The organism is Acidovorax sp. AC410, from assembly GCF_979253235.1.
On record NZ_CEEDCG010000001.1, the window covers coordinates 4,917,434 to 4,939,539 of the forward strand.

Genomic DNA, 22,106 nt, shown 5'->3' on the forward strand with positions numbered 1-22,106 from the left:
TCTGGCGGGTGATATCCCCCAAAGGTAGGGCTGCGCCGGGCGCCTTGATTCGCCTTGCGTGCGCAGCTGACTGCGCGTAGGCCGTGGTTGCGCAGGCGGTGCCTGCGCAACCATTCGGTTCAGATGTATTCCAGCCCCACCTGGCTCAGCCCCACCAGATTGATCTTGCTGGCCGTGAGGTCCGAACTGGCCACGGCCCAGGTCAGCGATGCGCCGGTGTAGCTGCCCGATTGGAGCAGGCCCGCCAGGTTCTGCACGGTGGCGGCATCGGCCGCAGTGCCGAACAGGTTGGCGTACAGCAGGGCCACCACCTGCTGGGGCGTGGCGGAGGGGCCGGCCACGGCGGCCAGGGCCAGTTCTGCCAGTTGCTGGGGCGTGGCACCCGATTCGTCCACGGCCTTGATCACGGCGCCCACCAGGCCGCGGTTCTTCAGCGCATCGGAGCCCAGCAAGGTGCTGATGAGGCGCGCGGCGGTGCCGCCGGCGCCGTTCAGGTCCAGCGCCACGGAGTGGTCGGAAAAGCGCACGCGCTCGATCTGCTGCAAGGTGTCCAGGCCGTCGTGGCCGGCGCCCCTGTCGTTGAGCTGCCAGCCGCCACCTGGCAGCGGCTGCAGGGTGTAGCCCCCGCGGGCGCCATGGGTCAGCAGCGTGTCTACACCGGCAGCCCCTGTGAAGGTCTCGTTGGCGGGCTTGCTGTTGAACAGGTCGGCGTCGGCAGTGCCCTGGTTGCCCGTGGGCAGGTGGGGGTTGCTGGGCGTCGGGACCGGCTTTTCGGGCGTGGGGGTCGGTGCCGGCGCTGGGGTGGGTGTCGGTTTGGGGGCCGGGGCTGGCGTGGGGGTGGGCGCAGGTGCCGGAGCCGGGCCGGGCGCCGGGGCCGGTGCCGGTGCTGGTGCTGGTGCTGGTGCTGGTGCCGCATCGAAGTTCAGCGTCGGGCCCTTGGTCGAGTTGAACCCGTAGGTGCCGCCCAGGCCGTCGCGGCCATACAGCCAGTCGAGCGCCAGCAGGTCGTAGCCCTGGAAGGTGGTCTTGTTCGGGCCCGCATGCGTGTACGACATGACGGTGTTGTTGGTGTTGTCCTGCCCTGCGGGCAGCGGGTGCGAGGAGTCGAAGGGGTGCGACAGGCCCAGCGCATGCCCCACTTCGTGCAGCAGCACTTCGTAGCCCGAGCCGCCGGCCGTGGGCCGGTTGTTGATGCCGGCGTGCTCCACGTTGTCCAGGTAGACCACGGCTTCGATGTTCAGCGAGCCCACCACCTGGTTGGGGCCGGAGTAGCTGTAGTTGTAGCCCGAGGATGCCAGGCCCGCGGTGGAGGGGCCCTGCAGGTTGGTGGCCGCGAAGTGCAGGTCGGCCTGGGCCGAGGTGGCCACCTCGGTGAAGACGATGCCGGTGACGGCCGCGGCGTGCTGCAGAATCTGCAGGGTCGATTGCTTCTGGTCGGCGTTGAAGGCCGTGACCGCGCTGCCGGTCTTCCTGGCCGCTTCGCTGCCGGCGCTGGCGTCGAAGGTGTAGTAGATGACCTTGCGGCCATCGGGCCAGAAGTTCCAGATGGGGGTGCCGCCCAGCAGGGCATCGGCCTGAGGGTTGCCGGAAAAACGCATGTTCTGCAGGTCGGAGACGGTAACGGCCATGGGGTGAGGTATTTCTGGGCGGTGGATCGGGGCACGCCCGGCGCGTGGCCCGAGCGACCGGCGAATCTATCACCGGGGTAGGGCGCGTACTGTGGCGTGAAACCAAATGTCACGACATGGCGCTGCGCGCCGACGGGCGGTATCAGACAGGCGCTGGACGGTGCACTGCAGGTGCTTCGCCCCGGGTGGGGTGTCAGCCGCGCGTGCGAGAGATGCCTGAGGGCCAGGCGCTTTCAGCGCCTGGCGCAGACGAAGATGTGCGACGCGCTCGAGTCGCTGGCCTGGTAGGCCAGCGCGAGCGGGTAGCGGGCGGCGGCCGTCGTGTCCAGCGACACCAGGTACAGCGGAAAGTCGCGGTTGGCATAGATGCGGTCGCCGCTGCTGCCCAGACCGTCGAAAGGCACGCTGATGCTGGGCACCGCGATGGAGGGGATGCGGGAGGTGTCCACCACCGCCTGGGCGGCCGTGAAGGTGGCGGTGGCGTTGTACGTGGCGCCCGTGTTGCTGGAGCACAGGTAGGCGCCGCTGTAGGCCGCGTAGGGGTCGCCCGCCACGGGCGGGATGGGGTATTCGGCCAGGGTGGCCACCTGGCGGTAGCGGCCGCTGGCCAGCATCTCCCAGAAGTCGCTGCCATAGCCCACGAAGACGGCCCCGCCCAACTGCGCGCGGGTGTTCCAGTTGCTGACGGCGATGGTCTCGGTCGCCTGGCGGATGGTGCGGTACTCGGGAATCTCGCCGCCCGTGTAGGGCACAAAGCCCCGCGTCTCGGACAGCAGGTAGAACTGCCCGTTGTGCAGCAGTACGAAGTACAGCCTGCCCTGGCCCAGGAACCGCGCCTCGGGGTTGACGCTGACGGCGAAATTCAGGGCCTGTGTGGTGCCGCTGATGGTGGTGGCCACCGTGGTGATCTGGCCAAAGGCGGGCAGGGCGCCCAGGCCCAGTGCCAGGGCGGCGCCAGCGAGGAGGTTGCGCAAGGTACTGAGGAGGGTACTTCGGGGCATGGTGGTGGTGGGCATGGTGGCGGGCATGGCGGTGTCCGGTTGCAGCGCATTCAACGCGGTGGCGTTGCCGGCGGTTTACGTGGGGGCGGGCGCGCACGGCGCATTTTGCGCCTTGCCTGCGGCGTGGTGCGTGCGCTGGGCGCATACTGTGGATGCGTGTCTGCCATGGTGCCGGCGCGCTGTTGCCGTTGCCATCCCTTTGACCTGCCGACCGCTACCATGCCCACCCCTTCGACCCCCACACCCACCCGCCTGCCCACCCCGTTCGAGTCGCTCGCCGGCGTTGCCAAGTTCCTGGGCACCGAGGAGATGAGCCCGGCCTTCCATGCACGGCATGCGCAGGCCATCGATGCGGCTTGCGCCTTTTTACAGGAGCTGGTGCGCGAGCACCCGTCGCTGGACATGGCGTTTCGCGCGGCACTGCCGCTGCCGGTGGTGGACGGCGGCCATCTGGTGCTGCAGGCGCTGTCGTCCATCCAGTTTGCCGAACAGAAGCTGCACTGGTTCGACAGCCAGATGAACACCACGCTGCGCGCCCTGGCGCCCGTGGTGCGCGACCCCGCGTTGCCCACCTGGATGGCAGAGTGCCGCTGGGCGGTGGATGGGGCGGCGGTGAATGTGTAGGGGGCCCGGTCGGACGGCCTTCCAAAGAAACAAGAAATCCACCGAAATCGCTGCTGGTGGCAGCGATCCACCAGCCCGTCCCAGGGCTGTCTATCGCTTGGCGCAGCCGTAGCTAATCTCAGTGCTGTACGCACTGGCCTGGTAGACAATCACCAGCGAGTACGTGCTTCTGCGCGTCAGGTCCAGCCCCACCACGCGCAGCGTAAAGCTCAGGTTGGTGTAGAACGTGACACCGGGCTCGTAGACCATGTTTGTGACCGGCAGGTTGTACGTGTAGTCCGGAATGGTCGGCAGCCGCGTGGTATCGATCACGGCCCGGCTTGCCGTGAAGGTGGCGGTGACGGCGCCCGAGCGGCCATAGTCGTCATAGCACATGTAGGTGCCGTTGTGCGCCGAGTGGGAGGTGCTGGGGGCCGGTGCAGGGGCGGGCGCAGGAGCTGGCGCGGGTGCAGGAGCAGGAGCAGGCGCCGCCGGCAGCGTGGCCACCAGCTTGAACCTGCCGTTGTTGAGCATGTCCATCACATCGCTGCCATAGCCCACGAAGATCGATGCGCCGGCCTGTGCTGCGGTGTTCCAGCCCTGCACTGTGATGGTCTCGGTGGCCTGGGTGATGGTGCGGTACTCCACAGGCTCGCCGCCGGTGTAGGCAAGGAACCCCCGGGTCTCCGACAGCACATAGATCTGCGAGCCGTGCAGCATCACAAAGTACAGCTTGCCGCGGCCCAGGTACTGCGCATCGGGCGTGATACGAGCCACCAGGGTGTAGGCGCTGGCCGAGCCGCTGGTGGTGGCCGATGCGGTGATGTCGGCCCACGCGGAACTGGCTGCGCCCAGGCTGGCGACGACGAGGGCGGTGGCGGCGGAGATTTTCTTGAACGGGCTGGCGAAGTTCATGGCGGTAGGAATCGAGGTGGTGTGGCAGGCGCTGCCGGCCATCCGGTTTGCGGATCAGCGGCTGCCGCGGCCTGCAAGCTTGGGTGCCGTGCGGCGCTGGCCTGCGCGTCGCTGGCGCGGCCCCAGTCTGTGCGGCCGTTGTGCGTCACTCGCCAATGCCATCGGCCGCGCCAATGTCCTGCCCGATGGCGCTCAGCGCCGGGAGCAGATGAAGACGCGCGGGGTGCTGGAGCCATTGCTCGCGTAGCCCAGGGCCAGCGGGTAGCGGGCTCCAGCGGTCGTGTCCACCGACACCAGGCGCAGCGGGAATGCGTTGTTGGTATAGATGCGGTCGCCAGTGGTGCCAATGTTGCTGTACGGCACGTTGAAGGTGTAGTCCGGAATGGTGAGGATCCTGGACGTATCCACCACTGCCTGGGTGGCCGTGATGGTGGCGGAAACCGTGTAGCTGGACCCCGTTTCGCTGATGCACAGGTAGTTGCCGCTGTAGGCCGCATAGGGGTTGGTCACAACGGGGGGCGTTGGCGTGGGCGTGGGCGTCGGCGCGGGCGCCTGGGGCAGTGTGGCCACCTGCTTGAACCTGCCGTTGTTGATCATGTCCATCACATCGGTGCCAAAGCCCACGAAGATGGCGGCGCCGGCCTGGGCGGTGGTGTTCCAGCCCTGCACGGTGATGGTCTCGGTGGCCTGGGTGATGCCGCGGTAGGCCTCGGGCTCGCCGCCGGTGTAGGGGATGAAGCCGCGCGCTTCGGACAGCACGTAGATCTGCGAGCCGTGCAGCATCACGAAGTACAGCTTGCCGCGGCCCAGGTACTGCGCATCGGGCGTGATACGAGCCACCAGGGTGTAGGCGCTGGCCGAGCCGCTGGCAGTGGCCGATGCGGTGATGTCGGCCCATGCGGGACTGGCGGCGCCCAGGCTGGCGACGACGAGGGCGGTGGCGGCGGCAATTTTCTTGAGCGTGCAGGTAAGGCGCATGGCGGTGATGGATCGAAGTTGAGCCGGCGTGGGATTCTTGGGGTTGTGGTGGCCGGCAGAGGGTGACAAGGAAAACGCGCACGAAGCGCATGTGTCCACATGGACACACTTGTATCCATTGGTTTCTTGATTTCAAAACAATGGAGCGATCACCACAATCGCCAATATGGGTGATGCCAGCAGGGTTCACCGCCGAACGCGCTGCAGGGCGCGGCGAGGGGCGGGACCGCGCCGCGTGCGCGGACTGCGCTGTTACAAAAACCGCTGCGCCAAATACGGCGCCGGGTCCACGAACGGCGCCTCGCCGCTGATCAGCTCGGCCACCAGGCGGCCGGTCACCGGCCCCAGGGTGAAGCCCTGGTGCGCGTGGCCGAAGTTGAACCACAGGCCCGTGTGGCGCGGCGCTTTGCCCAGCACGGGCAGCATGTCGGCGGTGCAGGGGCGGGCGCCCAGCCAGGGCGTGGCCTCGACGGGCTCGCCCAGGGGCAGCAGTTCGCGCGTGGAGATTTCTGCGCGGCGCAGCTGCACGGGGGTGGCGGGGGCGTCCAGCAGTGCAAACTCGGCCCCGGTGGTCAGGCGCAGGCCGCGCGCCATGGGGGCCAGCATCACGCCGCGCTCGATGTCCAGCGCCGGCATGGTCAGGCTGGGGCCGCCGGCAAAGTGGCGGTGGTAGCCACGCTTGCTGAACAGCGGCAGGCGGTAGCCCAGGCGCGTGGTGAGCGCGCCGGCCCAGGGGCCCAGGGCAATGACGGCGTGTTGCGCGCTGACGTTGCCAGAGTCCACCTGCACGGCCCAGCCGCTGCCCTGCTGCCGCAGCGCCATCGCGTCGCCTGTGGCCAACTGGCCGCCGCGCTGCACGAACAGCCGCGCGTAGCGCGCCACCAGTTCGCCGGGGTCGCGCACGCTCCACGGGTCCTGCCAATGCACGGCGCCGGCCAGCGGCATCTGCAGCACGGGCTGGGCGGCGGCCAGGGCGGCGCTGTCCAGCACTTCGCAGGCCAGGCCGTGCGCTGCCGCGGTGGCCCGGGCCTGCGTGGCGGCCGCATCGAACAAGGGGGCGGTGCGGTACAGCTGCATCCAGCCTTGCTTGTGTACCAGGTCGGCGGCACCGGCGTCTGCTATCCAGCCGCCGTGCTCGGTCAGGCAGTGCGCGATGAGGCGGCTGTAGGCCTGGGCGATGGGTGCGTAGCGCCCCGGCGCCGATGCGGCCCAGTAGCCGAGCAGCTGCGGCGCCAGGCGCAGCACGGCGCCCCAGTGGTAGTGGGCGTCGTTGCTCAGCCCGGTCGCAATGCGTGCCAGCGTGGCGATGTTGCGCGGAAAGGCATAGGGCTGCACGGCCTCGCGCTGGATGATGCCGGCGTTGCCGTACGAGGTCTCCTGGCCCGGGGCCTTGCGGTCGATAAGGGTCACGGCGTGGCCGCGCTGCTGCAGCGCCAGGGCGGTGCTGACGCCGACCATGCCGGCGCCGAGAACAATGGTTTCCATGGGGTGATTATTGTGCGGGCCCGCGCCCGGAAAACTCACTGCATTGCGCTGTTTTTCGAACCTTCGGTTGCCGTATCGGCAATCGCTGCCGGCGGCCACCGCGCCCTGACATTGCCCGCTTGCCATGGCACACCAAAGCGATACAGTCGGCCCGGATAGGAGCTGTCCTACAAGACCGGGCGGCAAGACCGGTTACCTTTCCACCACGGGCCCGCGCCGCGCTGGGCACGACTGCTGCGGTCCCGGGGCCCCCGGGACAAAGGTTGCGTATGAGGACGGCTCCTGTTGTATTGAGAGGCCACTGCGCTTGTCGCCGCGTCGAGTACGCCGTGCATGCGCAGGAGCTGGAGGCCGCGGTGTGCCACTGCGAGACCTGCCGCCGGGCATCGGGTGGTGCCGGCATGGCCTGGATCGCTGGCGACCGGGCCACCCTGCGCATCTATGGCGCGCTGCATACCTGGCGTTCGTCGGAGCATGCTGCGCGCCAGCTGTGCCCCGAGTGCGGCAGCCAGCTGTTCCTTCTGGAAGACGACGAGCCCGAGGTGGTCGAAGTGGCCGTGGGCACGCTCGATGACGCCGGCGCCATCCGCAGCACGCGCAGCGCCTTTGCCAGCCAGCGCCCGCGCTGGGATGCGCGCGGACCGATGGGCAGCCAGCCGCTGGCACCGGTGCCCGGCCTGCTGGCCAAGGGCGCCCTGCACAGCGATGCCCCGGATGGGCCTGCGCGCGACGAGACGCTGCAGAGCATGCTCACCAGCACGCAGGACGCCTTTGTCAGCATCGACCCTGGCGGCTTCATCACCGAGTGGAACCCGCAGGCGCAGGCCGCGCTGGGCTGGAGCTACGACGAAGCCATCGGGCGCCCGATGCACGAGCTCATCATCCCCCCCGAGATGCGCAGCGCCCACCTCTACGGCATGGCGCGGCTGCAGCGCACCGGCGAGGGCCCGGTGCTGCGCCGGCGCTTTGAGGTGGATGCGCTGCACCAGGACGGGCACCGCCTGCCTGTGGAGCTGTCCATCGCGCCGCTGCGCATGGCCGGCGGCATTGGCGCCACGGCCTTCATCCGCGACACCAGCCAGCGCCACGCGGTGGAGCGCGAACTGCGCGCCAACCAGGACCTGCTGCAGCGCACGGGCGAGCTGGCGCTGGTGGGCTCCTGGACGGTGGACCTGCCCACCAGCACGGTGCACTGGTCGCCCATGGTGCGGCGCATCCACGGCGTGGACGATGGCTTCGTGCCCACGCTGCCCGGCGTGGTTGGCTTCTACGAAGAGGGCGCGCAGGAACGGCTCATCGCCGCCTTCGAGCAAGGCATCGAGGACGGCCAGAAGTGGGAGATCGAAGCCCCCCTGCGCACCCCCGATGGCCGGCGCGTGTGGGCGCGCGCCATCGGCAACACCGAGTACGACGAACACGGCGCGCCGCTGCGCGTGGTCGGCGCGCTGCAGGACATCACGGGCCGCAAGCGCGCCGAGGAGTCGCTGCACATGCTCACTCAGATTCTGGAGGCCACGCCCGACTACGTGGTGCAGGCCGACAAGGACGGCCGCGTGACCTACATGAACCCGGCAGCGCGCCAGGCCCAGGGCTACGATGCGGGCTACGACGTCACGCAGCACCGCTTCACCGACTTCAACACCCCCGAGACCACGCGCCGCTACCGCGACGAGGTCATGCCCTCGGTGCTCAAGAGCGGGGTGTGGATGGGCGAGAGCACGGTGCTCGTGGCCGGCCAGCCGATTGCGGTGGACCACTCGGTGCTGTCGCACAAGGACGCCACCGGCCAGGTGGTGCGCTACACCGCCGTGATGCGCGACATCTCGGCGCAGCAGCGCGCCCGCGCCGACCTGTTTCGCCAGCAACGTACGCTGAGCTCGATTGCCGAGGCGATCCCCGACGTCATCGCCGTGGTGGACCGCGAGGGCCGCTACGAGTTCGTCAACTCCGCGTTCGAGAAGCTGGTGGGCCCCTCGCGCGCGGAGATCGTGGGCCACAAGATCGGCGAGGTCATGCCCATCCAGGAGCTGCAGGGCAGCATGGCCCATATCCACAAGGCGCTGGGCGGCGAGCCCACGGCGTTCGAGCTGGACCTGCAGTTGGGCGGGCGCCAGCGCAACATGGCCATCACCCTGGTGCCGCGCCAGTCGGAGGGCGGCACGCCCGACGGCTTCATCGCCGTGCTGGACGACGTGACCATCCACCGCCAGCGCGAGTCGCGCCTGATCGGCCTGAGCGAGCGCGACGGGCTCACCGGCCTGGTGAACCGCCAGGGCCTGGAGGCCTACCTGCAGCGCATACCGCTTGGCGAGGCGCACGGCGTGGCCATGCTGTACGTGGACCTGGACCGCTTCAAGCCCGTCAACGACACCTGGGGCCACCCGGTGGGCGACCAGCTGTTGCAGGCCGTGGCGGCGCGCTTTCTGGCCCTGGTGCGGCCCATGGACCTGGTGGCGCGCGTGGGCGGCGACGAGTTCGTGGTGGTGCTGGGCGGCATGCCCGGCCGCGCCGCCGCCGAGCAGGTGGCGGACAAGCTGGTGGCCACCGCCGCCAAGCCCTTCGACCTGGGCGGGCGCAGGGTACACATCGGCGCCAGCGTGGGCGTGGCCTTTGCGGGCGACGACGGCTGGCGTGGCCTCATGGAGCGCGCCGACGCCTCGCTCTACCGCGCCAAGGCGGCCGGGCGTGGAAGACGGGCTTGACCGTCCATCACCACCACTGGTAGCCGAACGTCGCCGTCACGCGCCGGGGCTCGCCGCAGGAGCCATGGCGCAGGCGTGGCACACGCATGGCGGCGCCTGCAGCAAGGTGCTGAGCCACCCAGCCCCTGCGGTTTTGGGTAGCATGGTCTCTACAGTCCACCCCGTGGCGCCGTGCGGACGAAACCCGCGATCTCGACGAAAGACCACCCCCATGCCAGTTGCTCAATCCCACCCCGCCTGCGTGCGGGAGTTTCGCCAGGTCCTGCTGTGGCCCCTGCGCCTGATGCCGGTGCGGGGCTCCGAGGGCCGGCACGCCAAGCCCTGGCAACTGCTGGCGGACATGGGCGAGGAGGCCTCGCCCTGGCGGGAGGTGGTGGACGAATTCACGGGCGACAGCAGCCGCTTTCACGAACGCCACTACAACGAGTTCGTGACCTTTTTGCCCTATGTGCAGCGCTTCCTGTATGGCGAAGGGCGCAGCCGGGACGGCGGCCGTGCCACCGGCTCGCCGATGCGGGTGTTCCGGCGCAGCGACGTCAGCGCCGTGCGGGCGGTGCTGCGCCCCGGCGATGCGCCGGTCACGCTCGACATCGTGCATGTGGACCTGTACTTTTTTCTCGACCTGGACCTGGTGCTGCTCAATGTCGAGGTCAGCGCCCGCGACCTGCAGCTCGCCCAGGCGCAGGAGCTGCTGTACCGCTTCGGCCGTGGCTACCCCGCCGGCTGGGACGCGGATGGCCATGCCCAGCACTGCCTGTACAGCGCCGAGTGGCTGGACGCCGCCGGGCAGGTGCTGGCCGCGTCCGACGCCAACCAGCGCGACCTCTTCATGGCCCACGTCAGCAGCCACCGCGCCCCGCGCATCTCGGCCCATTGGGCCTGGCTGCTGGAGCCGCTGGTGAGCGACCATTCCGAGCGCAGCGGGCCCCTGCGCTACCGGCAGATCGAGTACTACCGCATGCCGCAGCTGGCCTTTCTGGCGCTGGACGACCCGCGCGCGCTCAGCCGCAGCGACTTCATCCGCTTCGGCCTGGTCACGGGAGCGGCCCCGCCCAGCGACGACGACACCTGCCTGCCTTATTCCGAAGAGCACCTGGCCGACTTCGAAAAGCGGTTCTGCTACGACCGCTTCTGGAGCAGCAGCGGTGCCGCCCCCAACACACGCTATCTGTGCAGCGGCCACTCGCTGCTGGTGTTGGGCAATGCCGGCAGCCCGTTCTACGTCTGCCGCGACCGGGGCGTGCTGGCGCAGTTCAGGCACCAGCATTTTTTGCTGTTCTTGATCGCGCACTTCCAGAAGGCGGCGCTGCTGATGTTCTCGGACCGGCTGGCCGAGGCCCTGAAAGACCTGGACATTGCCGACGCCGCCAGCGTGCGCCGTTTCAAGCGCACCATCCGCGACAGCTTTGCCGGCTTTCTGCGCTTCACGCACCGCTACTGGTTCCACGAAGTGTCCGAACAGGCCCAGGTGCGCGCCCTGTTCCGCATGTGCGCCAACCACCTCGGGCTCGACCCGCTGTACACCGAGGTCAAGGAGCGCATCGGCGAAATGAACCAATACCTGGACGCCGACAGCCTGCGCCGCCAGGCCAACACCGTCGTGCGGCTCACGGTCGTCACCATCTTCGGCCTGATCGGCACCGTGACCACGGGCTTCCTGGGCATGAACCTGCTGGCCGAAGCCGACGCGCCTTTGGGCCGCAAGCTGGGCATCTTCGCCCTCGTGTTCGCGCTGACCACCGCGCTGACCATCTACACCATGGTCAAGTCCAAACGCCTGTCGGACTTTCTCGACGTGCTCTCGGACGAACGCGCCACTGCCTGGCAGAAGTTCAAGGCACTGGGGCTGGTGTGGCGGCGTGCCGGGGGGTGAGGAGGGCGGGCAAGCGGTACGCCGTGGGCCGCAGCCGTTGAGCAGTCGGCAGGCAAGGTTGCTCTGGCGAATCTACCCGTTCACCGACGAGGGCTTGGCTGCCGGTAAGCTCGACGCGCTCGGCGATTCCAAGTCCCACGAGAGTGGCCCGGGGTGCTGCTCGCCCTCCTTGGCCCGCCCCTCCACGGCGCGCTCCGCCAGCAGTTGCTCTGGCTGCCGGCCGCGAACCCTGCACGCGCGCTGCGGCCTCGTCGTAGACCCGGCGCTCCAGGCTCCCCTCGGGCCTGTTCGCCCAGCTGCCAATCACCTCGTGCAGTTGCCTCCACCTCGCTTCGCCCAGCACCGCCTTGCCATGCTTGTGCACCAGCTCGTGCGCGGCCACGGCCATCTCCTGGCCGGCTTCGATGTGGCCCGCGATCAGGAAGACAGGTTCATGCGCTCAGCCCTTGAGTCCGAACTTGGCGCGGTAGGTGCAGAAGATGCAGCAGGTACTACGCATGTTTTTTGACCGCAGATTGTTAGTTGCCGACAGCGAAAATTCTTGCGCTCAAAAGCGTCTAAATTTATACTAGCCTCCTTCGGAGGCTTTTTATGAAATCACCCTTTCCTGTGCCTAACTCGTTCCCTGCCGGAACAACGTTTTTTGAAACGATCTCTGGCGATACGTTCGTGTATTTTCCAGATGAGACTTGTGCACGGTTGACCCTGGAGGGCGATTTGATGCCCTGCATGTCGGTGCGCCGCACTGGCGACGAAATCTCTGAAGAAGTGTTCCGTCGCGTTGCTGCGCCGTAGACCCTCTTTGAATGGGTCACCACCTCTAACCATTGCGTTGATTTTCTGGGTAGAAGCCGTTCAATCTCATACAGGGAATGCCCTTCGCCCGCTTTTATCGACAGCATGGCTGGGATGTTGATCTGCACCTCTGCAGTCAGTCCGGAAAATCTGACAATCACGAGCACATCGCCATACCCTGAGCGCAAAAAACCAAACTCCCTTGGCTTGACTTTCTTGCTCGATAATTTCTGTGCCGTTCGATTCCCGATCCATTCCACATTAAATGCGCTGTCCAGGGCATCCAGGACAGACTGGGCATCTGCATACGATGGGACGACCACGGTGGCCCGCAGCAGATCTTTGATTTCGCTTGCCGACGTCGCATTTGTGACCATCTTCTCCGAAGCGCGCTTCACCCCCTTGACCGGCGCCAGTTGCACACCCAAAGCGCCAGCCCGAGCGGCCGCATCTCGCACCGCTTGATCGAACGCAGGCTTGGTTTGCCGCGCCCGCTTGAGGTAGGGCCGCAGTTCCCGCGCTGCTTGTGCAAGTGCATCCGGATCGCTGTTGGCGGTCTCTATGGCCAGGGGCATCAACCGCTCAATGGTTTCACGTGCGCTGGCCAGTATCTCTGCGGGCACGATCTCTTCAATCGGCGGGGGAACGTAGTTGCCTTCTGGCAAGGCCGATGCCTTGCGGCCTTGCGGCAGATCGTTTCGCTGATGTGAGTCGATTCCATCCGCGGTTGTCGCATCAGGTGGCGCACCATACGCGGGGTTCTCCCGCTGCACCACTGCGAAAGCCAGATTCACTAGGTCCTGCCCATCAAAAGCCTGCGGATTCCCGGTCAGCTTGCCGAGCACGGTCTGCAGCGATGCCCGCACCCGCGCCAGCCAGCCCTGCACCGAGTTGGCCGGCATCAGTGCGGTAGGCTGTACCCCCAGCTCCATGGCCACCTGCACGGCATAGGGGAATAGTTCTTCGCTGCTGTAGCTGGCCTCATCCGCTCCGGTCGGCCGCGAACCCTGCACGCGCACTGCGGCCTCGTCGTAGACCTGGCGCTCCAGGCTCCCCTCTGGCCTGTTCGCCCAGATGCCAATCACCTCATGCAGTTGCCTCCACCCCTTCTCTCCGAGTACCGCCTTGCCATGCTTGTGCACCAGCTCGTGCGCGGCCACTGCCATCTCCTGGCCGGCTTCGATGTGGTCGGCGATAAGGAAGACGGTGTTGGTGTTGGGGTCGAAGAACCCCTGGGCCAGACTGGTGTCCTGCGAGCCGATGTCCACCTCGCCGACCAGGGCTTCCAGTGCGCCTGGATGTCGGCCGAGGTGGCCACCACCACGCGGCCACGACCCTCTGCGAGCAGGCCCATGCTGTTGGTGAGCTTGGCCACTGCGGCGCGCACGGACTGCACGGTGGCGGGCTTGGAGGGCAGGCCCCTGGCCTGTGAAGCTTGATCTGGTGCGCTGCGGCTGAATTGCTGGCCGGTGGGGGAGGGGCCTGCGGAGGTTTGTGCGCGTGGTGGCTGCTGCTGCAGCAACTGCCGCGCCTTGCCCACCTGGTCGAGCCCGACGACCACACCTCCCTCGCGCAGCAGCACGCGGTCCACGCCGCCTTGGCGAAGGCGCTCCTGCAGCTGTGTGGGATCGCCTCGGACCATCAGCGTGCCGTCGCGCTGTATCTCCATGGCCGCTGCGCTTGGGGAGGTCGGTGCTGGACCGCCCTCGGCAACCCGGCGCCCTTGGGTCAGCGAGAAGCCTTTGCCCCCCCGTATGCACGCCCTGCTGGTGCAGTGTGCGTCCGGCATCTGGCAGTGCATCACGAAGGATCCCCGCAGCCAGTGCATCGCGTACAGGCTTGGACCCGATGTCGCCCGCGTCGCCCACGGCAAACACGCTGTCCGAGCCCGACAGGCGCATGAAGCGACGCACGGTGGCCGCCAGGTAGGGATAACCGCGCGTGAGGATGCGGGCTGGAGCCTCGGAGATCGCGCGCACCTTGCCATCTGCGCCGGTGCCGATGAGCGTGATCCAGCCCGGCCGCTGCATGGACTTGCCCACGATGGCAAGGTCGTCTGGCCCAGCCATCTTTTCGCCCAATACCGCCATGGGCTTGCTGGCCTTGAGCAGCCTGTCCTCGCCGAAGTCTTGGTAGCGCACCATGTCGGCAGGTTCTCTGCCTTGGTTCGCAGCGTCGATCACGGCGTATTTGTTGCTGTTGATGACAACGTGAGCCACGAGACCCGGGACATGCGCCCCCAGCATGCGTGTGAGTCCAACGTCCTCAGGGCTGGGCGTGGGATTGCCCGACGGATGGTTGTGCAGCAGGTAGTAAGAGTCCGCCCCAGTCTTCTGCTTGATGTCGCGCATCTGGTTCACATACTCTTGCTCGCTGACGCCAGCAGGAGCCATGGGCGCTGTGCCAGGCATGCGGGAACTAACGCCGGTGGCATGCACCACCACGCCGTCCTTGACAAAGAAAACCCGGAACGTCTCGAACCGGGGATCGCGATACACCTGGGCCAGCTCGGCCAGGCGTTGCGGGCTGTCTACTTGCTCGCCAAGGAGGGATTGGCTGCCGGAGCGTTCGATTCGCTCGGCGATTCCAAGTCCCACGAGAGCGGCGGTCCTACGTGGTAGGGATGTTCTTCCATCCCGCCGCAGAATCCCCTGGCTGCTCCCTTGGTCGTCGGCTGGCTCCATTCGCCCGGCAAATCCGACTCCCACGAGAGAGGCGGTCCGATGCGGTAAGGGTGCTCCACCACCCCGCCGCAAAGCACCATCGCCGGCCGCTCGGGCGTCGCCTTGAGTGGGTCCGAGTCCATCGTCGGGCTGGGTTGGTTCTTGAACGCGTCCATTGACACTACTGTAGCCGCTGCGGTAGCTCTCTGCAACGAGCTTGCCTTGGCTGGGTGCAGGATTGTGAGGTTGCGCAGGCTGCAGGCCGCCCAGCAACTGCCGCGCCTTGTCCACCTGATCGAGCCCGACAACCACGCCGCCTTTGCGCCGCAGCACGCGGTCCACGCCGCCTTGGCGCAGGCGCTCCTGCAACTGTGCGGGGTCGCCTTTGACCATCAGCGTGCCGTCGCGCTGCATCTGCATGACTGGCGCAGGCTGAGACGCTCCAGCATTCGCCTGTGAGCCATGAACTGTGCGAGGGGCTCTGGCACCCACTGGGTTGGGGCCACCTATGGAACTGCCAGCCGTTGGTGCTTGGGTCGCGGTGGGCGCAAGCTGTGCGGCAGTTCTGGCCCGGGGCAAGGTGGCCGTTGCCGATGCGCGCTGAGACCCCCGATCTGCCTGCGTGCCAACCGGGCCAGCCGACGCAGCGGGTGGGCGGCTGAGCACCTGCTGTGCCAGTGCCGCCTGGTCCACGGGCACCAGAGTCACACCCGCGAATGGTTCGGCACCGCGCACGCCGCCGGCCTGCAGGTGCGCCAGGATGGTGGTCTGGTCGCCGCCGACGACGAGCATGCCGGGGTAGAGAGCCCCTGGATCGGCACGTCTATGGGCTCCGGGCAGTCTGCTACGTCACTGGATCGTCTGTCGCGGCTGTAGAAGATCCGTTGCAGAGGGCGATCACTTCCGAGTCGATCTCTTTGCTTTGTTCAGCAAGTCCAGCCAGCGTGCCGCGACCGCATTCGAACTCGCCGTTTCGAGGTGGCGCCACAAGGGCTGGAACGGGCCTGCAAACGGTGTCAAACCGGCCCACAAAGCGGATTGCGCAGGCATCAGGTGACCCTGTGCCCGATATCAGGCTGTGCCGGTCTGGCGAATGGGGTTCTGCAGACCATCCTTATAGATTTCGCAGAAAATTACCTTATCCTTCCTGGTAACTATCTCTCAACCAGTCATCAATATTTTCATTTTTGTGAACAACATAATATCCAAATGATTTCGCATTCCGAAGACCCCCCTTTCCGAGAAGGTGCATTATGTATATTTCCATGTAAACACCCGGATTCTTCCGAGCAAGTCCACGCAAATCATCGATATGCAGATTGTACACATCCATGTAATCGCGACAACTCCCCCATTCCTGAGAAACATCCCTCCCAAGAAAAGACTTCAGCCTCTCCAAACTTTCCTCGCTTAAACCCGCCATGATAACTCCTTCAAAAATCAATAGCGCCTTGCAATAATATTTACCTCTTTGGGTACGCCCTTCAAATCGCCGACATTGACAGAACCAAATAACTCTATTTCAAAAAACCCATACCCCAGCTTCTGCCTAGCCCTGCCGAACGACATTTCCCTTATTGCGGACTGCGCCCAATCATCCATTGTGCCATTGTGATTTATTTCACGATGTTTGTCGAACTCTTTTTGAAAATTTTCAAGATTACCATAAGCCAAACTCCCAGGTAATTCAATCGGGGGGCTCCCCGTGGTTTCAATGTAATAGGAAATCACTGCTTTCAGTATCGCCTCTGTTACTCCATAGGCGTCGATTTTTACGTACTCTCCTGACTTCTTTTGTCCATTTTTTCCAATAGCCAGGATGGGGTTGCCATCCTTTATTTCGATGCTGGCAAAAACAACATACTCTCCGTCCACGAGTATCGTAATGGCGTTACTTGGGTCGTTGTCCGTAGTTATTCGAACCTTGAAGTCTGTGAGCGGAACCGGACGCGGATTGTTCTCCGACCCCAGCGGGCCTTTCTCCGGCGCCGCACCCGCACCGTCCTTGCCAGCATCGCGGCTCATCTGGATGGGAAGGTACGGGGCGGAAGGTGCGCTGCCGTTGGGCCGCTCAAGACCGTTCTGCGGCGGGGCCGAGGCTGAGCGCTCCAACTGCGCAATGCCAAACGCCAAATCCACCAGGTCCTGCCCATCAAAAGCCTGCGGATTGCCCGTCAGCTTGCCGATCACGTCCTTCAGCGAGACGCGCACCCGCGCCAGCCAGCCCTGCACCGAGTTGTTCGGCATCAGTGCGGTAGGCTGCACGCCCAGCTCGATCGCCACCTGCACGGCATAGGGGAACAGTTCTTCGCTGCTGTAGGCAGCAGCATCTGCGCTGTCTGGCCGCGAAGCCTGCACGCGCGCTGCGGCCTCGTCGTAGACCTGGCGCTCCAGGCTCCCCTCGGGCCTGTTTGCCCAACTGCCGATCACCTCGTGCAGTTGCCTCCACCCCGCTTCGCCCAGCACCGCCTTGCCATGCTTGTGCACCAGCTCGTGCGCTGCCACGGCCATCTCCTGGCCGGCTTCGATGTGGTCGGCGATGAGGAAGACGGTCTTGCTGTTGGGGTCGTAGAAACCTTGCGCCAAGCCCGAATCCGGCGAGCCCATGTCCACCTTGCCGACCAGGGGCTCCCAGTGCGCCTGGATGTCGGCCGAGGTGGCCACCACCACGCGGCCACGACCCTCTGCGAGCAGGCCCATGCTGTTGGTGAGCTTGGCCACTGCGGCGCGCACGGACTGCACGGTGGCGGGCTTGGAGGGCAGGCCCCTGGCCTGTGAAGCTTGATCTGGTGCGCTGCGGCTGAATTGCTGGCCAGGCAAGGAGGGCAGGGAGGGGCCCGCCGAGGCCGGGGCGCTTGGTGGCTGCTGCAGCAACTGCCGCGCCTTGCGCACCTGGTCGAGCCCGACAACCACGCCGCCCTCGCGCCGCAGCACGCGGTCCACGCCGCCTTGGCGCAGGCGTTCCTGTAGCTGTACGGGGTCGCCCCGGACCATCAGCGTGCCGTCGCGCTGCATTTCCACGCGCACAGGGGCGGGAGTTGGGTGAGCGTTGGAGAACTCTGGTTGCTGTCCATTGGCACTCTCGGTGTTGTCTCGAAAGTGCGCGCGGTCGTTGCGCCTTGCGGGCATGCGTCCCCCCTCGGCCAACGATTGCCCCAAGTCAGTCACGGCGTCTCGCAGGATGCCTGCCTCGACAGCCCGGCGCACCGGGCTGTTGTTGATATCGCCGGCATCGCCTACCGCAAACACCTGGGGAGACCCCGACATTCGGGAGAATCTGCGGACCGAGGCTGCCAGGTAGGCGGGGCTGCGCGCGAAAATGTTTGAGGGGGCTTCTGCGATGGCCCGAACGCGGCTGTCAGAACCAATGCCAACCAATGTGATCCAGCCCGGCTTTTGCATGGACTTGCCCACCATCGCCAGTGCATCTGATGATTGGATAGTCTCGCCCAGAGCTGCCATCGGCTTGCTTGCCCGAAGCAGCATGTCAGGACCAAAGTGTTTCAGGTGAACCATCGCTTCGGGCGCCACCCGTTGCGCTGCATCCTGCGGCGTGACAACCGCGTACTTATTGCTGTTGATGACCACATGCGCGAGCATCCCGGGCACCTGCCGGGCAAGGTGCTCTGTCAGCTCAAGATCCTCGGGGCTTGGCTGCGGATTGCCCGATGGATGGTTGTGCAGAATGTAGTAGCCTTGGGCCCCGGTACGGCGCATGCCCTCGCGGAACTGCGCAAGGTACTGTGCCTCAGTCATGCCCGCAGGCACCATCGGCGTTCTGTCGGGCAGGCGCGCACTCACGCCCGTGGCATGCACCACCTTGCCGTCTTTGATGAAGAAAACCCGAAACGTTTCGTACCGGGGATCCCGGTAGACCTGCGCAAGCTCTGCCAGGTGCTCTGGCGAATCTACCCGCTCACCGATAAGGGCCAGGCTGCCGGCAACGGCGATGCGCTCGGCAATTCCAAGTCCCACAAGAGTGGCCCGGGGTGCCGTGAAGTCTCTTTGGTGGGATCCTCCACCGCGAGGTCCGCCAACGGCGCCTTTTGCCAAGTACGCTGTGCCAACGCTGTATCCATCGTCTGGCTGGGCAGGCTCGCGTGCTGACAGGCGGTCCTTGCCGTTCCGTGGGTGGGCTGCGATAGCGTGGTCAGGGTCGGGGGAGCCGCTTCTTGCCCGTCCTGCTCCCAGATCAGGAAGCCGCGCGTCTCGTAGCACGACTCCCTGTTTTCCCATCCTCCGCAAAATGACAGGGGTGGCAGCATCCGATGAAACGGCATGCGTACGATCCCCGTCACTGGGTCCGGTTGAGGAGCTTGGTACTCGGTCATCGTGCAAAGTGTAGTCGGGATGGCTTTCTTCGGTTGATGTCTGACGCGCTTTGCTGGCGTAGGCAACGTTGCGGGGAAAGAAGGCGCCAGCATCCCCTCGTGGCTTCGCCTCCAAGTTGTCCTGCACGTCATCAGACATGCGCCTTTTCGCAACCTGCCCATCGCCGCCATCTGGCACCGAATAGCGTGGTTCGGATACCCTGCCGGTCGGTGCAGCGCCCTTTGCAGGGAGGCTTAGCACCTGTTGTGCCAGTGCCGCCTGGTCCACAGGCACCAGGGTCACGCCCGCAAACGGTTCGGCACCGCGCACGCCGCCTGCCTGCAGGTGTACAAGGATGGTGGCCTGATCGCCGCCGACGACGAGCATGCCGGAGTCGAGGGCCTGGACCTGTACGTCTATGGGGGCCGGAGTCGGGGGCTGGACCTGGGACGCTGCGGTGTGGCGGGCTGTGCCGTGCTGGGTGGTTGTTGGTGCTGCTTCTGCGGTGCTTGCATTGGCTTCGGCATTCGCAGCAGCAGGCGTTGGGGCTTGGGTGCCGGGTGCATTGGCGGCTGGGTCTGCGGCAGCGGTTGTGCCAGCTTGGCCCGCATTGCTGCTGACCTGTCCTTGCGGCAAGGCGTCGGCGCCTTGCTGCGTGCTGCTGCGATTGCCGTCCGTCGATCCCTGCATGGACATCGCGGGCGGTTCCGATGGAGCTGCAGAGGGTGGTGTGGGCGTCGCGCCGGTTGCGGCATCGCGCGCCGGCAGAGCCTCGGCCTGGCGCAGTATCTCGGCCTCCGCCTGGGCTTTTCTTGTGGCGCTGGCGGCATTCGACCAGGTGGCCCTGCTGTCGGGTTGCAAGGCTTGTGGATACCCGGGCAGCGGTGCCGCAGCAAGGGCCGCCCCTGGAGAGGGGGGCGGGGGCGCTGCGGGGCCGCTGGCGGTGGGCGCCTCGGGCGCTGTTTGCCCGCGTGCCATGGTCGTTGCGGTTGGCGGGGGCGAGGCGGGTGGGGTGCCTGGCTGTGTCGGCTGGTCCTGCACGCGGGGTGCGGCGTTTGCGCCGCGCGTACCGGCCGCGCCGTCCATGGCAAAGCCGGCCGCCATGCCCTGGCCTGCGGCCTCGCCCGCCATGTCGCCGAGTTTTACATCCTGGCCGGCGCGCGAGAGTTCCAGGCCTTGGGCCACGGCGCCCGATGCTCCTTCAGCCCCTTCGGTGATCGAACCGGTCGTGCCGTGCTTGAGCCCTTGCACTGCGATCTCCAGCGCCTGGGTGCCCAGGTTGCCCTGCATCCCGCGCGTCAGTGGCTGTGTGAGGAAGGAGCTGGATTTCACGGCCTCGCGCGCCGCGCCGCCTTTCAGGTGCGATGGCAGGAACATCTTTTCGATGGCATCGCCGCCGGGCACCAGTTTCATCGACAGCACTGACGCCCCGGTGCCCACCAGCAATGCGCGGGTGGTGGCTGCTGCGGCCAGGATGTCGCGTGCCTTGTCCGGGCCGTGCTCGCGGGCCAGTTGCTGGAACTCCGGCTCCGCCGCAAAGGCGGACGCGGGCAGCTTGCGCAGTTCTGCATACAGGTCGTTGGCGACCGAGGCCCCTTGCTGCGCGGTCGATGCGCCGACGGCGGTGCCCGATGCCATGGCGGGCGCTGCGTTCTTGAGCGCCACGGCCGATCTCGCTGCCGCTTCGGACCCGGTGGCGATGGTGCGGCCCAGCAGCGCATTGCCCGCAGCGTCAACCGCGCCACCCGCAGCCCGCCCGAGCAGGCCCCCGGCGAGCATGCCTGGCCCGCTGCGTGCAAGGGTATCGCCCAGCAAGGTTGGGTCGGTCAGCGTCTCCCACCCGCCCACGGCCAGCTTTTCGCGCCAGCCTTCGGCCGTGGCGAGCTTCTGTTGCAGGGCCTGCGCCTGGGCTTGAAAGGCGGGCGATTTTTCGTCTTGCAGCACCTCTTGCGTGCCGCGGATGGCATTCAGGTACGCCGTGTCGTAGTCGCCCGTGGCTGCGCTGTAGGCCACGCCCGGAAGCGATGCCACGTCGAGCAGGCCCTGGGCGACGGATTTTGTGATGTCTGAGAATGCCTCGCCCCAACTGCGCTGCGGCAGGGATGCAGGCTCGACCGCCACCGCAGGCACGGCGCTTGGCCGCGCGGAAGGGGCCTGCGCCCTCTCGTTGCCACCCGTGCGTGGAGCCGCGCCTGCGGCGGGCGGCGCCTTTGCGCGGCTTTCTGCCCGGCCATCGAGCAGGGCCGCCGTCGGCGATGCGGCCAGAACCCCCTTGTCCGCTTGGGCGTACTGTGCCGCCCGCTCGCGTGCCAACTGGCCTTGCCAGCCGGGCATGGATTGCATGCGCTGGCGTTCCCCGGGGCTGGCCGCGTCCCAGGTGTTGCCCAATGCTTGGCGCACCTCGGGCCGCGCCGGGGCAAAGCTGGCCGCGTCGGTGCTGCTGCCCGGCTGGCTCCTGGCTGCGTCCGCCAACGGCTTCTGCGCTGTCGGCGCCTGGCGGTACACCAGGCTGCGCGGGTCGTCAGCGGCGCCCAGCCTGCCGTCTGGCGGGGCAGGGGGCTGGTCTGGCCTTACGGCTTGCGATGGCGGCGCCCCTGGCGCGGGCGCGGCTGCCTGGGGCCTTGCAGGCCTGGGCCGTGCCGAGGGGGCCGGCGCCGGTGCAGGCCCCGGGGCGGGCATCCGCGCATCGGCCAGCGTTGGGGGCGCGAGGGGTGCAGCGGCCGGTGAGGCATCGCCAGCGTTGCCCTCTTCTTCCCAGCGGTAGGAGGCCAGGGCCTGGGCGTAGTCGCCATCGAAGGCCTCCAGGCGCGAGCGCAGCGAGGCTGCGGTGTCGAAAATGGAATCGACCGAGCCGCCGTGGCCCAGCGCGCGCAGCACGTCGGCGTCCACCCCGTATTCGCGGGCGGCAGCATCCAGGGCTGCGTCAAGAGGTACTGGGCCGGGCGGCATGGAGGCGGGCGGGTCCGCAGGCCAGGCGGACAACGGTGTGGTGTCGTCGTCGAGGGTGAAAGCGCCCCAGGCCTCGTCTTGCGAGGCCAGTTCGTACAGGTTCATGGAAAGGGCTCCGCGCGGAGGTTGGTGGTACGAGACCACTCTGGCGCGCGGATCAGTCGCTGAGGAGTGCCGGCATATATGCAGCAGGGCGGGGGGCC

Annotated in this window: 10 protein-coding genes; 3 read left to right on the forward strand and 7 right to left on the reverse strand. The window is 66.8% G+C overall.

The annotated features are described in order from the left end of the window. Positions 1 to 119 precede the first annotated feature (119 nt). Together AC0IZS_RS22730 and AC0IZS_RS22735 are read right to left on the reverse strand one after the other, a co-directional pair. Complete coding sequence (locus AC0IZS_RS22730; RefSeq protein WP_471637720.1) at positions 120 to 1,628, reverse strand: M12 family metallo-peptidase; 1,509 nt, start codon at positions 1,626 to 1,628, stop codon at positions 120 to 122. A gap of 233 nt (positions 1,629 to 1,861) precedes the next feature. Continuing rightward, positions 1,862 to 2,656, reverse strand: coding sequence for a hypothetical protein (locus tag AC0IZS_RS22735; protein WP_471637721.1), 795 nt, complete (start codon positions 2,654 to 2,656; stop codon positions 1,862 to 1,864). 192 nt (positions 2,657 to 2,848) lie between these two features. On the opposite strand from AC0IZS_RS22735, the gene AC0IZS_RS22740 reads away from it, so the two are divergent. Further along, positions 2,849 to 3,253: a hypothetical protein gene (locus AC0IZS_RS22740; protein WP_471637722.1), complete on the forward strand. Its 405-nt coding sequence runs from the start codon at positions 2,849 to 2,851 to the stop codon at positions 3,251 to 3,253. 90 nt (positions 3,254 to 3,343) lie between these two features. Here the strand turns inward: AC0IZS_RS22740 and AC0IZS_RS22745 are convergent, their stop codons facing one another. The 3 genes from AC0IZS_RS22745 to AC0IZS_RS22755 form a co-directional block, all read right to left on the reverse strand. After that, positions 3,344 to 4,147 carry a hypothetical protein gene (locus tag AC0IZS_RS22745; RefSeq protein WP_471637723.1) on the reverse strand — a complete coding sequence of 268 codons (804 nt, stop codon included), beginning with the start codon at positions 4,145 to 4,147 and terminating at the stop codon, positions 3,344 to 3,346. A gap of 192 nt (positions 4,148 to 4,339) precedes the next feature. Continuing rightward, on the reverse strand, positions 4,340 to 5,125 hold the full coding sequence (locus tag AC0IZS_RS22750; RefSeq protein WP_471637724.1) for a hypothetical protein: 786 nt from the start codon (positions 5,123 to 5,125) through the stop codon (positions 4,340 to 4,342). Positions 5,126 to 5,377: 252 nt separating this feature from the next. Beyond that, on the reverse strand, positions 5,378 to 6,610 hold the full coding sequence (locus tag AC0IZS_RS22755; protein ID WP_471637725.1) for an NAD(P)/FAD-dependent oxidoreductase: 1,233 nt from the start codon (positions 6,608 to 6,610) through the stop codon (positions 5,378 to 5,380). A 269-nt stretch (positions 6,611 to 6,879) separates the two neighbouring features. Here AC0IZS_RS22755 and AC0IZS_RS22760 point away from each other — a divergent pair, with 269 nt between their 5' ends. Next, positions 6,880 to 9,312 carry a PAS domain S-box protein gene (locus AC0IZS_RS22760; protein ID WP_471637726.1) on the forward strand — a complete coding sequence of 811 codons (2,433 nt, stop codon included), beginning with the start codon at positions 6,880 to 6,882 and terminating at the stop codon, positions 9,310 to 9,312. Positions 9,313 to 9,523: 211 nt separating this feature from the next. Next, a complete protein-coding gene (locus AC0IZS_RS22765) occupies positions 9,524 to 11,185 on the forward strand; it encodes a hypothetical protein (protein ID WP_471637727.1) in 1,662 nt (553 codons plus the stop codon). 563 nt (positions 11,186 to 11,748) lie between these two features. On the opposite strand, the gene AC0IZS_RS22770 is transcribed toward AC0IZS_RS22765, so the two are convergent. Together AC0IZS_RS22770 and AC0IZS_RS22775 are read right to left on the reverse strand one after the other, a co-directional pair. Then, positions 11,749 to 15,063 (reverse strand): JAB domain-containing protein, encoded by a 3,315-nt coding sequence (locus AC0IZS_RS22770; protein ID WP_471637728.1) that lies wholly within the window; start codon positions 15,061 to 15,063, stop codon positions 11,749 to 11,751. Between the two features lie 1,020 nt (positions 15,064 to 16,083). Next, entirely contained in the window at positions 16,084 to 22,008 is a 5,925-nt protein-coding gene (locus AC0IZS_RS22775; protein WP_471637729.1) for a JAB domain-containing protein, read from the reverse strand. Positions 22,009 to 22,106 lie beyond the last annotated feature (98 nt).

Excerpts from the sequence above, each read along its gene's own strand:
- AC0IZS_RS22735 (WP_471637721.1), bottom strand. The coding sequence starts at position 2,656 with ATGCCCGCCACCATGCCCACCACCACCATGCCCCGAAGTACCCTCCTC.
- AC0IZS_RS22750 (WP_471637724.1), bottom strand. The coding sequence starts at position 5,125 with ATGCGCCTTACCTGCACGCTCAAGAAAATTGCCGCCGCCACCGCCCTC.
- AC0IZS_RS22760 (WP_471637726.1), top strand. The coding sequence starts at position 6,880 with ATGAGGACGGCTCCTGTTGTATTGAGAGGCCACTGCGCTTGTCGCCGC.
- AC0IZS_RS22740 (WP_471637722.1), top strand. The coding sequence starts at position 2,849 with ATGCCCACCCCTTCGACCCCCACACCCACCCGCCTGCCCACCCCGTTC.
- AC0IZS_RS22755 (WP_471637725.1), bottom strand. The coding sequence starts at position 6,610 with ATGGAAACCATTGTTCTCGGCGCCGGCATGGTCGGCGTCAGCACCGCC.
- AC0IZS_RS22765 (WP_471637727.1), top strand. The coding sequence starts at position 9,524 with ATGCCAGTTGCTCAATCCCACCCCGCCTGCGTGCGGGAGTTTCGCCAG.
- AC0IZS_RS22770 (WP_471637728.1), bottom strand. The coding sequence starts at position 15,063 with ATGCAGATGCAGCGCGACGGCACGCTGATGGTCAAAGGCGACCCCGCA.
- AC0IZS_RS22775 (WP_471637729.1), bottom strand. The coding sequence starts at position 22,008 with ATGAACCTGTACGAACTGGCCTCGCAAGACGAGGCCTGGGGCGCTTTC.
- AC0IZS_RS22745 (WP_471637723.1), bottom strand. The coding sequence starts at position 4,147 with ATGAACTTCGCCAGCCCGTTCAAGAAAATCTCCGCCGCCACCGCCCTC.
- AC0IZS_RS22730 (WP_471637720.1), bottom strand. The coding sequence starts at position 1,628 with ATGGCCGTTACCGTCTCCGACCTGCAGAACATGCGTTTTTCCGGCAAC.